Below are 13927 nucleotides of genomic sequence, written 5' to 3'. Positions count from 1 at the left end.
CAGTTCGTTGTTTTGTATCGGCTTTTTGATTCTGTATTCATCTAACATGTATGGGGATGAAATTTATTTATGCAACAAAGCCGGTTTTGCCAATAATTAAATATCTATATTTTCTATGTGTTACAGGTGTTACATAGGTTACAAGACTGTTTTATATAAATTTTTCAATTCACCCATATAAATAGTGATGAATATATATACATATATAAACTTACTTTTATTTATAAAATTATTTATATATCAATATCTTATATGGTTTTTATTCAATTAATTATAGTTGTATCTACTCTACTACACATATCTATTATTTTTGAGGTGTTACAAGTGTTACACAGGTTACAAGGCTGTTTTATATAAATTTATCTGTAACACTTTGAGCCTTTGAATCATGTTACATGGGGTACGATTTAGGGCAAGGGGGGCATGAAAAATATCTCAATTCGCCATAAGCGGACACCGCCCCTCTTTCTCACGTATAAAAAAATTTCCAATTTCGATAAAAGTAAATAAAGATTGGAGCAACTAGGGCAAGATTATTTATCTTTTGGCAGTTTTGAATAAACTTTATGAGTTTACATTTGTGGCTTATCTAGGATTATCACCTACATTACAAAACAGTGCCAAAATTTCGGAATGAATATCCTCGCCCTTGCCACCCTACGGCGAAAATTCAAAATCTGATCAATTTAATGAGCTTGGGCAAAGCTATTGTGATGCTGAAAAGCGGTCATTGCTGGATGGGTGAAATTAGGGAATAAATAGAATCTAAAATTACTGTCGTAATAAAAGATGTTCTGTTCAATTAGAGCATTAATAAAATGCTGGGCTTGCTCCTGATTCACTAGAAATTTCTGTATTAGGTCTTGCCGTATATGCTCAGGTTTAACAAGGGCATTTTCTACAGGATTATTAATCTTACGCAAGTTGCTACGGTGTCGCTCCAGCCGTTCAAAATAGGTCTGTATCACTTCTTGCTGTATATCTTGGTCTAATATTTCGGAATTGGATGCTGTCGAATTACTCAGTATTTCGATAATTTCTGCTTTAGACTGTTTTACTTTCTGTATTTCAATATCTGTGATGCGCTCTGCATGATGTAAACGCACGGTTTGGCTGTCTATTAGCTCTATTTCTGCACCCTCTTGCTGGATATGCTCCAATAGCTCATAACATGATTGAAGCCGTAAACGGCGTATTAGCTGTGGTTTGTATTTACGTACAAGGTCTGTGCTTTGCTGGGGGATACCATCAGAATGATGTAAGCGTAAAACTTGATTATTGATTAACTCAAGACTTGCGCCATAGTGCTGTAAAACTTGGCTAATTAACTGTGCAATATTCATTATTTAAGATCACCAATAAAAAGACTGCACGGCGTTAAACACTCGTACAGCCTGTAATTGAGTTAAATATCTATGGTTGTGCCTGTGTTTACGTCATCCGTATATGGATTGGTGGCTTTCTCAATGTCATAGCTAAACATTGAAGTGTTGAACACATATAGCCAAACTGGATTTTTACTTTCGGGAGTACGTTCCTGTTTGGTGGTTTTGCCATTAGCACAGTCTAACCAGCCATGTTTTTTAAGCACCTTCGCCACTTTCTTAGGGTCAAAACCTGTGCAAAGTTCCTGTTTAAATTGCTCTTTAAAGAACAAATAACGCAAGGTTTCACGCTGTTGGGCATTTACAACCTTATAGCCCACTCGATAAATGGTTTTTTCTCTAAAGCTCTTGGTATCGGTATTTGCATCATCGGCATGATCTGAATTGCCATAGCTTGCACGCTTATTTCCCTCAATTAAGGTATCAAAACGGCTATTTCCGTTCGCCTCAAAAAATGCTCTGACTTGCTGGAGTATCTGCCGATCTTCAAAATCCCCGACCATTTCAAAGCTATTTAACCATGTCTTAAATACGCTGATTACAGCCTCTAAAGCCCTGCCCTTTTTCCAGCCTGTAATATTTGCTTGTGTTGCCAGCTCGCCAGCCACGGCGACAACAGCAAAACGTGAAGCCACGCGGGCAATATGCCCCTGTGCATTATCGGGAGTAAGTTTTGCTTTATATTGTTGGTAAAGTTTTAAAGCTGTTTCAGTCATTTGACCTTTATCATTGGTCAAATATTCAAGCCATGCTTTACCAGCTACACCATAAGCATTGATTGAATTTTCATACAGCATATTGGCTTGCTGTGAAGCATCAGGGGCAAAATCCACAAGATCAAATACGCCATATTCACAAGCATCTAAGCTAATTTCAGGTAATCGAATTTCTTGCCCAAGTTTAGCTGTTTGCCCAATCTCGTTTAGAATCTCTTTAAAGGTCTTTTCGCCACTGGATAAGAACAAGACACGCCATTGCTGTGGGGCTTTGGTTATTGCTGTTCTTGCCATACGTGCCTTACCTTGACCATTGGCAAGCATATAAACGGTTTGCCCAATATCTTTGGCACTGGCTTCGCCAATTTCATCCAATACCAAAAAACCATCATTGTGCATAAAGGCTGTTTGCTCTAGGGCGTTGCCTGTAGATCTCCAAGTACGGTAATACTCTTTCGGGTGTCCCCATACACTGCATGCAAGATAAATAGCAGTACTCTTCCCTTTGGATGATGTGCCATTAATATGGAAGCCACCGCCTTGCTGATTTAATGGTTCAAGTAACTGCCCAGCAAAGGCACACGCCACACTAAATACAAGCTTAGAATGGCTTTCTAGCAATAAACTTACGCCATTTTTCCACGTTTCTAATTCACCTTTGAATTGAAAGCGGTTATCTAGCCCATCTGTACGCTGATACACGATCACTTCATCATGTTTAGTGGCTGGATTACTATAGGTTTCAGTCGGCAATACATAACGATGACCATGCCAGCCGACACTATCCACACATAAGGCAAATTTATCGACTGGATAACTCATTAAATAGATTTGAAAAAGCTCTCTCCCTCTGCGGTCTGGTGTAATGATCACGCCTTGATTGGATAGGGCTTTTCGTGACTCTGTGCCATCACCTTGAAATAGCTCATTCGGTACAGCCCAGTTATGGTGAATAAAAGCATCATCTTGCCACTGCAATAAACGCCCCCAGTTGTTACTGGTGTTATCCCTTGTTTTGGCTGTCACTAGAATTGGACTGGAGATAAAGCGTTCCCGATATTCACCATTTTTCAGCTTTTCAATATAGAACACGCCTTTATCGTGTACCTCAAAACTGCCGTTTTCCCATTCCATTGGCTCTGCAAGCATGCCATCAGGTAAATTATCGCTTGGTGATGGTGGCTGATATTGTGCTGTGATTAACGCTGTAATGTCGCTTGCTGTCGTGGTTAGCCCTTGTTGCTTGCGTAGGTCTACCCAATCCATTACATCGCCTTTTTCGGGCAAATTCAGCCCATCTAAAACGATATATCGAATATCACAGCTCAATACATCAAGTTGCTGGGTAATTTCATTAAAAAACTTGGTCCCAGCCTTGTCATTATCTGCCCATATCACAATGGCATGATTGGCAAGTGGCTTAAGGTCGGTTTTATCTGTATTCCCACTGCCTCCGCATGTGGTCGCAGTTAAGCCCAATGAATTGATAATGTCGGCTTTCTGTTCACCCTCAACGATATAAATAGGCTGTTTTTCGGCAATATTTAATACCTGTTCAAGGGCATATAACGGCTTTTTGCCTTGCCCTATTGGGTATAGTTCCGTGAAATTAGGATCACCAAATTTAAAACCACGTTCGCCACTGGAGAATATACGTATCCATTTATCACCAGTATGGTGGTTTTTTGCTCGGACTTTCCAATAAACAGGCATACCGTGACCATCGGTATAGCAGAATAGGTACTCAAACTGATAACCATTTTTAACCTCACGTTCTGCCAGCTTTTGAGCATGGATAAACGCTTGTTCTTGGACTTCCTGATAATCTAAAAATTCAGTCATTTGTCATTCTCCCATGCGCCCAAGTCTTTACACGCTTCAATAAAAGACTTGCCTGTTAGCAATTGGTGAAATGCAATCAAATCACCGCCTTTAGCTTCACAAGCCATACATTTAAAACAACCTTTACGGCTGTTAATGCGTAGGCTTGGGGTACTGTCATCATGAAAAGGACAAATCATTTCTCGCCATTCGCCACGACCTTTGACGGCGTAGCCTCTAGCGGTTAAATATTCGATAGGATCAGGAAGTAATGCCCGATTTAAGCCAAATTTCTTTGGCTTATCGGTATTGGTGTTTCTGTATTTCCCTAGCGTAGGGTGCGCTTTTTTCATATTGTTATGCCCCTGTTTTTATAGTTTCAGGGTACATTTCGCTTAAAACGTCCTGTTCAGCTTCAATATCAGCGCATAACGCTTTAAATGAACGTTGAATAACACTTGTAAGGCTATTCACGCTCTGCAAATGGAGGCGAAAATCAACATATTGAATATGTATATTTTCAATTTCCTTTCGGATAACTGCAATTAGATTGGATAAGGTCTCTGCACGTTCCAAATATGATGCAAGATCATCTTCAAAGCTAAATAGATTGCCATCAAAAGGGCTATCTGCATTAATTTCACGGATGATAAAGTTGTTTTCTTCTATGTACTCGCACCAAATGAATGACAGTTCTTTAACCGCCTTATAAATGGCAATTATAGGCTCTAAGTCATTGCGTTTTAGCGTGTTTTGTACGTTTTCAGATTCTTGGATAGCAATATTTGCAAGGTCTTTTAACTCGGATATACGGTCTAAATAATCTGTATTGATATTGCTGATTTCAGCCAATAGCTTACTGGTGTTGTACGGTAGATTAGGCATGATTATGCACTCCTTGTAGTTTAGGAGCTTTGCCATTCACGACCAAATGAGGGTGGCAAAGCTGAAAAGGGTTGGTCGATAGGTCTACAAGGTTTCCTACACACTCGAAAGTGTCCCTCTCCAGCTTCGCCATAACATGCGAACGCATAGAGATATTACGCACAAAAAAAGCCCAATAAACGGACTGTGCGCCTTGTAGAAAATAGCCGACCAAAGCTAACCCAACTGCTTTTTGTTGGGCATGAATAGAATATAAATCTTTATTGGTGTTTGCAATGTAATTTTGAAAATTGCTCATGTGCTACTCCTCAAAAATATGTTCATTGATAGGATTAGGCACAGGTTTACGCTTTCGGATTACATCCAAAATGGTTTGGCTACGCTGATAATTATTAATGACCCATTGATTCGCCTTGTATAGTTGATGCTCGGGCGTGTATTTAATCGCTTTTCTATAAAAATCAGCCTGATTCTGCCAGTTTACCTGTTCACAACCAAAATCTAGGCTAGTTTGCTCCTTTGGAAAGTTACCCTTAAATTCACTTTGAGTATTTTGCGCCTGTATAAAGTCAGTAAAACGCATAAAGCCTTGTGTGCGTTGGGTTGGATCATCACTTGACCGTAACTCGTAGCAATACCACCACTGGGAAAGTTCTATTAATTCATCATTACTTAGATGCTCTAAATCATCATTAAAGCGTAGCTTTTTCTGTATCTCCGTAATGGCATGCTTTCGGTTGGTTTCCTCAATCTGTGTCGATATTGAAAGTAAAAATTTTCGAGATAGATCACTAGCACAATCATGGGCATGCAATTGACTATCTGAAGCATAAATCCCCAACAAATAACGGTCATCAGGATTATTTTCACCGATTGCATCCCCGTAAATTTTTATGAGATAAATTTCATCATTCTTATATTGTTTAGCTGTCATGGTTTGCCCCTATTTCTTTTGATTTCATCCATTCCGCAATATCTGTTGCTCGCCATACGGTAATCGTTGGGCTAAGTTTTATTGGCTGGGGAAAATCACCTTTACGGACCCATTCCCATAGTGTTTTTTCAGATACGCCTATTAGACCTTTGCTAGCTCTACGTTCGCCGATTACTCTGGTTTTGCCCTTGTTAATGCCTGATTTATATTGATGGATACGGGCTGGACGTTCGGGAATGTTAGCAAGGTCTTTCATGCGGTAATAACACCCTGTACCGTATTGGTTTTGAATTGGCTGATTTGATTCATACATGACAATTCTCCCGATTAAGCCGATTGCATCGTATTGGTTTGTTTTTGGCTGTTATGCCATTGCACCAATTCCGCATAATCAAAATAAACAGGGGCTTGGCGTGTAGTTCCAGCTTTGTAAGGCTTAGGGAATGTTGGGTCTTTAGCTATAAGTTTGCGTAGTCCCTCGGCAGTGAGGTCTAACATTTGACAAGTGGTTTTTTGAGATACTCGTAGCGGTTGTGCATGAGTAGGTAAAGCATGAATTTGCATTTATAAGCCCTCATATCGGTTTATGAAGGCTATTTTGTTATTAATTTTTAATACTAAAAATAGATGAGCCTGCTTAGCATGTGATTTGCTAGGATGTCCAATGAAAGGCTAGCCATTCTGGTTTTTATTGCCCAACTAAAATACCACTAATAGTGTTCTTATCTGTGTACCATGCTTCACCATTACTTTTAGTAAGGGTACTCCCCTTTTGATCGGTAATAACATCAGGGTTTTCAATTATCCATTGTGCTAGTTGTGCTTTAAATTTCTTATGCTTAGGTTTCAAGTCTGGATTATCAAATCTATTGATCCATAAAGCTATCACCTGCTGTTTAGCTAAATCTGCTTTATTTGCCACGGCTTGCCCTCCCAAATCATGAGTATCTGCCATTTCATTGTAGGAAATAATGGATACTGATTTAGTCTTACTTAAACCAAGCGCATATCCATGCAAGAATATGGCTCTGGATAGTCCAAATAATCCTTTATTAGCATCATTTTTAAACTCACAAATACACGCTCTTACAGCGAAATAAAAAGAAAGTTCCGCATCTTCACTTTTTGTTAAACACTTATTTTGTGCGCTATAGTTTTCTGGAAATGGGCGTAATTTTCTTAACTTTCCTTTCCCCTGTTCAATATGCTTTTTAAAAACTTCCCTAAAAATATTAATTGTTAAGTCTTTTTCATCAGTTTTTAACAGGCTGAGAATAAAAAAGGTATCTTCATTCGCATCTAATTGTGGGGGTGTTTTAGCATAAAAAGCTGTGATATCCGCAGTTAATAGAACCCATTCAATCCATAAGTCCTTAGATAGATTTTCAATAAACTTGTTTCTTTTTTCTGTAGTTGAAATATCCATCAAACTTACCACTCTCTTTCTACTAATAAAAAGTATAGATTAATTTCGGTATAGTGGCATATAAGGTTATGTTCAGCAAAAAATTAAATCATTCATCTTGCCTATGCAAGATACAAAGGACTGTTTTAAAAGTTGTCATTTTGGTCAATAAAGTAGGTGATAATCCAAATATTCAGACTTTCCAGCACTCATATGGCTGGCAATTTCCTATTCTGTAACTCATTCACCCTATACAAAATTCAGCAAAAAATAGGTTACAAAAGTGGTTACAGCCAAAATTAAAATTTAATATTTATAAAACAGTGTTTTATGCAATAAAACACATTCATTTTATGACGTGAAACCCTATTCAAAAGTAAGTTACAGCCACAAAATAATGTCCTTAAAATTTAAAATAATTCAATAAAAACAAATATGTAACCTATTAAATAAAAAGTGTTACAGCTTTTTAAAATTAAGTCATTATAAAACAAGGGTGTAACCTTGTAACACCTGTAACACTCAAAAAAACACTATATCCGTAAAATAGAAAAATTAGAATTTTAGGAGAATTAGCAATTTAAAGGCTGTTTTTGCGTATGCAATTTTTGCCTAATTAAGCTATGAATGAATTTGTCATTTCAGCCAATTTAAGCTTAATCAACTTCGCATATTTAATATTAATTACGCCCTGCTTTGCCTGCTCCATCAATGAAAGGCTAAACTCCATTGGGCTAATAAATTTCTCTTGGTTGGCTTCGATGTAATCACTCCACCAACAAAGCATCATTCTACGTTCTTCCATAAATTCCGCATGGTGCATATAAGCCAATCTCACGCCGTTGCGTTCTTGGTGGCTCATTTGCTTCTCTACTGCATCCTCAGTAAATAATGTGCTTTCAATCAATGCACCGCATGCCATACCCCTAAAGCCGTGAATGCATACATCATCCTGTGTGCTGTACCCCATGCGCCGTATCATGTCATTGACAGTGTTTTCACTCAAAAAACCGCCCATATCTACGCTATTAGGAAATACATTTAAGGAAATACCGCTATAAACCTGTGTTTCTTTAATGAGTTTCAATGCTTGTGGGGATAAAGGGATAAGATGCTTTTCTTTCATCTTTGCGCCTCTGTGAGAATCTTTATATCCTGCAATCAATTCCCTTGTAGGAGGTATGGTCCATATCTTTTTATCAAAATCAAACTCATTCCAGCGTGCAAAGCGTAGCTCACTAGATCGGGCAAAGGTATGCAAGGCGAACTCTAAGCACAGCTTGGTAATTGGGTTGCCTCCGTCATTCCTTAAACGGCTGAAAAACTCAGGTAATCGCACCAATGGCAATTTAGGATAGTGCTTTGTCTTTCTTGTAATAGTGATTGCATCACTCAATGCCACGGCTGGGCTAAGGTCAATATAGCCTTTAGTAATGGCATAAGCGAAAATACCTGAAAATCTTTGGCGTGTTTTACTCACAATTTCTAAATAGCCCTTTTCTTCAATCTTACTCAGGACGCTATACAAATCTCGGGTTTTAATCGTATCTATTGGTTTGCTACCAATGACAGGGAAAACGTACATTTCAAAGTTGCTTAGGGCTTTTCTAGCTGTAGCTTGATTCCACTTGCCAGTAGCCACATAAGCCTCATGCCAATCTCGTGCAATACGTTCAAAGCTAAACTCATCGCTATTCTTAGCTTCCTCAATCTTTATTTGATTTATGGGGTCAATATTATTGGCTAATTGATTTAAATAGATTGCACGACGTTCCCGAGCTTCTTTTAAAGTAAGTGCTGGATAGTTGCCCAGTGTCATTAATCCATCTTTACCATTAGGACGTTTATATTTGAACCGCCAAACTTTCGAGCCATTCTTACGGACGAATAAAATTAACCCTTGCCCATCATATAAGCTGTAATCTTTTTCTTTAGGTTTTGCGCTATCACATTGAGTAGAAGAAAGTGGCTTAATCTGTTTAGCCATAAGGATTTCACTCCGAATGAGGATACGGAAGTTGACCGCAGTGGATATATCCTCAAATGTATCCTTATTATTTTACGCTGTATAGTGGTATATGTTTGTATGTTTCGGCATTTAAAAACAACAAAACCCTGAATTATCAGGGCTTTCGGAGCTTATATGCTGTATGTTGGCATATAATTTTATATCTTGGTCCCGAGGGTCGGACTCGAACCGACACGTCATCTCTGACAGCGGATTTTGAGTCCGCCGCGTCTACCAATTTCACCACCTCGGGAAGAGTGCGATGCTTTGTGTTGCGTATAATAACCTGTTTGATTTTATTGTCAAACACTAACTCACGCTTATTGCTCACTTTTAAATCATTCAGATATTTTTCTCTCAATAAACACGCGAACTTAGCGAGAAAACACAAAAAAGACTATACTACGCCCAATTTTTGCAATGTTTTAGATGTATGCAACTCTCCGACTTTTCGTTTGATCTCCCCGATGAACTTATTGCTCGCTATCCATTAGACAGTCGTAGCGCATCTCGCCTGCTGCATATCGATGCGCAAGGTCAATATCACGACCATGCCTTTACCGATATTCTCGATCTACTTGAAGACGGTGATTTGCTGGTACTGAATGACACCAAAGTCATGAAAGCACGCTTAAAAGGTAAACGTGCGACAGGCGGAGCTATCGAAGTGCTGGTTGAGCGCATGTTGGATACCCACACGGCCCATTGCCATATCAAATCAAGTAACTCACCAAAAGCAGGCGCAGAACTGTATATCGGTGAAGATGCTGTTCCTGTCACCGTACAAGGTCGCCATGAAAATCTGTTTGTGGTGAAGTTTTCACAACCGATTTTGTCGGTACTGGATCAATACGGTCAACTGCCGATTCCACCTTATTTCAACCGTGAAGCGGAAGAGATTGATACCGAACGTTATCAAACCGTATTCCACGATCCTGAAAAAATTGCCAGTGTTGCAGCTCCGACAGCCAGTTTGCATTTCGACCAAGGCTTGTTAGAAAAACTAGCAGCCAAAGGCGTGCAAAAGACCTTTGTCACGCTACATGTCGGTGCAGGAACGTTTATGCCTGTACGTACCACAGACATTACCAATCACATTATGCACAGTGAATGGTGTGATGTACCACAAGCCACGATTGACCTGATTTTGGCAACCAAAGCGCGTGGTAATAAAGTCATTGCTGTCGGAACCACGGCGACCCGCGCCTTAGAAAGTGCAGCACAAGCCAATCAAGGCAAAATTGCAGCGTGGACAGGTGATACCCAAATCTTTATCTATCCGGGTTATCAATTCTGTATCGTGGATCGTTTGATTACCAACTTCCATTTACCAGAATCGACCTTACTGATGTTAGTTTCAGCGCTATCCAATCGAGACAATATCTTGGCGGCTTATACCCATGCAGTTGAGCAACGTTATCGCTTCTTTAGTTATGGCGATGCAATGCTGGTGGATAAGCTCGACGCTTAATACTGATCAATCGACTAAATTATGGTTTAGTCGATTTTCTCAATAAAATGCTTTGTTAAAAGTCATTCATTCAAAATAATAAAACACAGCTAAATTCAGATTATAGACTTCTTAGTTTCTGAAATTTAATGCATAATTCAAACAAGACAGACCAATTATAATGAAACGATTATTTCCATGCCGATCGACACTGTACAACAAGCGCTACATATCAGGCGTAGAAAAAATGCGCAGGTTTTTCGCAATATTGCACGACTGTGGGATGTTGGACAGAAAGCGCATAGTGATCAAGCTTTGCTAGATGCCTTGCATCCTTGGCGTGACGATCACAGCCTGCGTTTTTTTAATGTCCTACCCTATTTATTAGCACTGATCAGTATTGGCACCTTGGTGTTTGGTTATTTTCTACATCCGCATATTCAATATATCTGGAGTCTACTCGGGGCATTTTTGACTGGTTTTCTGGCCTATCTGCTTTATGAACCACAAGAGCCATTAATGCGCGTCATCCATTATCTAGAAGAACGAATGACGGTATTGCGCTATGGTTTGCAGTTTCAGCAATTGCCGGCTTATTTACCGATTCAAGCACAGCCACTTATAGTCATCAGCAAGTTAAAGCAACATTTCCCCCTATTTAATCGCGGCAATGAATCTAACGAAATTACCCAATACGCGTCGACCACATGGCATGATGGCAACACAGAACATCAGGTTCTACTGTTTCAGTATCACTATGTCAGTGAAATGCCGATCCTGCAGGATCAAAGCAGCGATAAAAAAATCGTTAAAGAAATCCATAAAGATTTGTGGGGCGCGTTTATTTTTCAAATGCCAGCCTTAGGGATTGCCGTCAGCAATCAACGCTCTCGTTTTTTTGAACCTTATACCAGCTCATGGCAAAGCAGCGATATTTTGATTAACCAAGAATTGAATATTTTTGGCTTAGACCAACACCGACTCGCAAAAGAAGTAAGCCCTAGCCTGACCTTAAAGTTACATGATTTTTTTCAACATTTTACAGGTGATTTAATTTATCATCATGAGGAGCAAATCATGTGTTACGTCGGCGAACAAAATCTTTTCCAAACCGCCAGTAAACGCAGTGACATTCAGGATATTCCAGCATTACGTGGACATTTAAGAACCATGACCATGCCGCAATATCATAAGTTTCAACAATTGATGCTGAATTTAATTCGCTAATCATTGAGCAATAACAATAAGGGGAATGGCGATGACAGGTTTACTGATCTTCTTGGGAATTTTTGTCGCACTGATCGTGTGGGGTATTTCAATCCGCAATAATATCGTACGGTATTTTAATGCCACCAAACGCGCATGGTCAGAAGTGGCTAACTTCGAACGTCAGAAAGTAAAGACCTTGGAAGCATTGGAAGCAACACTAGATCAATATACTCAGTTCGAAAAATCCACCTTGGAAAAAGTCACTGAGTTACGTCAACAGATTCTCAATCTAAATGTGAATGACACGGATATTTCACAGTTACAACAGATTGAGAAAATGAGTAAGGAACTGATTCGTAGCTTAAATGTGGTGGTCGAAAATTATCCTGAACTGAAAGCCGATGCGCTGTATAGCAAGATGATGGATGATATTCAGGAGCAAAACGAAAATGTCGGTGCAGCCATCACTATTTTTAACCGCAACGTGGAATTATTTAATAACCAAATCGAAGTGTTCCCGAATAATCTGATCAATACGCTGACTTTATCCAAGAAAGCCATTCGCCCATTTAAGGATAATCTGGCGACTGAAAATTTTGACTATAAGCCGAATTTTTAGTGCCTTAGCGCCGATCACTATAGTCTATTTTATAAGCGGAAAAGCATTCAATTTGATGCTTTAAATTTACGATCTAACCCCCTAAATCCTCCTCCCTTGCGCTGCGATAACCGCAGCTCACCTTTAAAAAAGGAGGGAGCATTTGAGTTTATCGTCAGATAATATCGCCTTTTATCCCCCTCTTTTTAAAGAGGGGTTAGGGGAGATTATTATTTTTTGGTTATAGCTACATTTAGTAGTAGAACTACACGCCATAATCGGGGAAAATAGCCGCTTTCGATCAGCGAACTGTTTTTTCGCCTCCTTGCGCTGCAATCAAAGTAGCACTTCGATCTTGCTCAGGTTATTACATGAAATTTGAAAAATTAGGCCAGTCGGGGCGCGCCCGTCGTGGTCGACTTACTTTAGAACATGGTGTGGTTGAAACCCCTGTGTTTATGCCAGTGGGTACTTATGGTACGGTTAAAGGCATGCTCCCGCGTGACATTGAAGAAATTCAGGCACAAATTATCTTAGGAAATACCTTCCACCTTTACCTACGTCCAGGCTTGGAAGTGATTAAAGAGCATGGCGGTCTGCATGAGTTTATCCAATGGGATAAACCAATTTTGACTGACTCTGGCGGTTTCCAAGTGTTTAGCTTGGGCGCAATGCGTAAAATCAAAGAAGAAGGTGTGACCTTCCGCTCTCCGATTGATGGTTCAAAGGTGTTCTTGTCTCCAGAAATTTCAATGGAGATCCAACATGTACTGAACTCAGATATCGTGATGATTTTTGATGAATGTACCCCTTACCCTGCCACCCATGAAGAAGCGCAAAAATCATTGCAGCTTTCTTTACGCTGGGCGAAACGTTGTAAAACTCACCACCATGATGCGCTTAACAATAAAAATGCCTTATTCGGCATTATTCAAGGTGGCATGTACGAAGACCTGCGTGACGAGTCACTCAAAGGCTTGTTAGAAGTTGGTTTTGATGGTTATGCGATTGGCGGTCTTTCGGTCGGCGAACCGAAAGAAGAAATGATCAAGGTGCTTGATTATTTACCTAACAAAATGCCGCAAGACAAACCGCGTTACTTAATGGGTGTCGGTAAACCAGAGGATATCGTGGAAGCGGTTCGCCGTGGTGTCGATATGTTTGACTGTGTGATGCCAACCCGTAATGCCCGTAATGGTCATTATTTTGTTACCGATGGCCTAGTCAGAATCCGTAATAGTAAATATCGCCATGATAAAGGGCCTTTAGACCCACATTGTGATTGCTACACTTGTAAAAACTTTACTCGTGCCTATTTATATCATTTAGAGAAGTGTGGTGAGATGCTGGCATCAATGCTTGGCACCATCCACAACTTACGTTACTACCAACGCCTGACGCAAGGTATGCGTGATGCATTGGATAATGGCACATTTGATGAATACGTTCAGGACTTTTATGCCCGTCGTGGATTAGAAGTTCCAGCATGTCCAGAAGACTAAGCGGAACGATTTGC

At 39.7% G+C, this 13927-nt stretch carries 14 protein-coding genes and 1 tRNA gene; 4 read left to right on the top strand and 11 right to left on the bottom strand.

The window, feature by feature from the left end; all coding sequences use genetic code 11:
* Positions 1 to 686: 686 nt before the first annotated feature.
* The 11 genes from MN869_RS16970 to MN869_RS16920 all read right to left on the bottom strand — a co-directional run bounded on the left by MN869_RS16970 (position 687) and on the right by MN869_RS16920 (position 9407).
* Positions 687 to 1343, bottom strand: coding sequence for a hypothetical protein (locus MN869_RS16970; RefSeq protein WP_243308805.1), 657 nt, complete (start codon positions 1341 to 1343; stop codon positions 687 to 689).
* Between the two features lie 62 nt (positions 1344 to 1405).
* The gene (locus tag MN869_RS16965; RefSeq protein WP_243308803.1) at positions 1406 to 3943 is read right to left on the bottom strand and encodes a DUF927 domain-containing protein; all 2538 of its coding nucleotides are present in this window, start codon (positions 3941 to 3943) and stop codon (positions 1406 to 1408) included.
* Entirely contained in the window at positions 3940 to 4275 is a 336-nt protein-coding gene (locus MN869_RS16960; protein ID WP_142767803.1) for a CHC2 zinc finger domain-containing protein, read from the bottom strand. The genes MN869_RS16965 and MN869_RS16960 overlap by 4 nt, the downstream gene beginning before the upstream one ends.
* A 4-nt stretch (positions 4276 to 4279) precedes the next feature.
* The gene (locus MN869_RS16955; RefSeq protein WP_243308800.1) at positions 4280 to 4807 is read right to left on the bottom strand and encodes a hypothetical protein; all 528 of its coding nucleotides are present in this window, start codon (positions 4805 to 4807) and stop codon (positions 4280 to 4282) included.
* Positions 4800 to 5105: a hypothetical protein gene (locus tag MN869_RS16950; RefSeq protein WP_243308798.1), complete on the bottom strand. Its 306-nt coding sequence runs from the start codon at positions 5103 to 5105 to the stop codon at positions 4800 to 4802. The genes MN869_RS16955 and MN869_RS16950 overlap by 8 nt, the downstream gene beginning before the upstream one ends.
* Before the next feature lie 3 nt (positions 5106 to 5108).
* Positions 5109 to 5741, bottom strand: a complete 633-nt coding sequence (locus MN869_RS16945; protein WP_243308795.1) for a hypothetical protein — start codon at positions 5739 to 5741, stop codon at positions 5109 to 5111.
* Positions 5731 to 6054 (bottom strand): AlpA family phage regulatory protein, encoded by a 324-nt coding sequence (locus MN869_RS16940; RefSeq protein WP_243308793.1) that lies wholly within the window; start codon positions 6052 to 6054, stop codon positions 5731 to 5733. Before MN869_RS16940 ends, MN869_RS16945 begins: the two co-directional genes overlap by 11 nt.
* Before the next feature lie 14 nt (positions 6055 to 6068).
* Complete coding sequence (locus MN869_RS16935) at positions 6069 to 6305, bottom strand: transcriptional regulator (RefSeq protein ID WP_107008353.1); 237 nt, start codon at positions 6303 to 6305, stop codon at positions 6069 to 6071.
* A 124-nt stretch (positions 6306 to 6429) separates the two neighbouring features.
* Complete coding sequence (locus tag MN869_RS16930) at positions 6430 to 7167, bottom strand: hypothetical protein (protein WP_243308791.1); 738 nt, start codon at positions 7165 to 7167, stop codon at positions 6430 to 6432.
* A gap of 595 nt (positions 7168 to 7762) precedes the next feature.
* Positions 7763 to 9133, bottom strand: coding sequence for an integrase arm-type DNA-binding domain-containing protein (locus MN869_RS16925; protein ID WP_243308790.1), 1371 nt, complete (start codon positions 9131 to 9133; stop codon positions 7763 to 7765).
* Positions 9134 to 9320: 187 nt separating this feature from the next.
* Positions 9321 to 9407 (bottom strand) — tRNA-Leu (locus tag MN869_RS16920).
* Positions 9408 to 9587: 180 nt separating this feature from the next.
* On the opposite strand from MN869_RS16920, the gene queA reads away from it, so the two are divergent.
* The 4 genes from queA to tgt all read left to right on the top strand — a co-directional run bounded on the left by queA (position 9588) and on the right by tgt (position 13913).
* Complete coding sequence (gene queA / locus MN869_RS16915; RefSeq protein WP_016162594.1) at positions 9588 to 10625, top strand: tRNA preQ1(34) S-adenosylmethionine ribosyltransferase-isomerase QueA; 1038 nt, start codon at positions 9588 to 9590, stop codon at positions 10623 to 10625.
* A gap of 177 nt (positions 10626 to 10802) precedes the next feature.
* A complete protein-coding gene (locus MN869_RS16910; RefSeq protein WP_241304667.1) occupies positions 10803 to 11831 on the top strand; it encodes a hypothetical protein in 1029 nt (342 codons plus the stop codon).
* Positions 11832 to 11862: 31 nt separating this feature from the next.
* A complete protein-coding gene (locus MN869_RS16905) occupies positions 11863 to 12432 on the top strand; it encodes a LemA family protein (protein ID WP_004802705.1) in 570 nt (189 codons plus the stop codon).
* Between the two features lie 350 nt (positions 12433 to 12782).
* Positions 12783 to 13913 (top strand): tRNA guanosine(34) transglycosylase Tgt, encoded by a 1131-nt coding sequence (gene tgt, locus MN869_RS16900; protein ID WP_005206304.1) that lies wholly within the window; start codon positions 12783 to 12785, stop codon positions 13911 to 13913.
* Positions 13914 to 13927: the final 14 nt, after the last annotated feature.

The sequence above is a fragment of the Acinetobacter sp. NIPH1876 genome, assembly GCF_022808535.1.
In the GTDB taxonomy this organism is placed as follows: domain Bacteria; phylum Pseudomonadota; class Gammaproteobacteria; order Pseudomonadales; family Moraxellaceae; genus Acinetobacter; species Acinetobacter higginsii.
The sequence above is the reverse complement of the archived record's forward strand: the minus strand, read 5'-3'. Positions and strand labels throughout refer to the sequence as shown.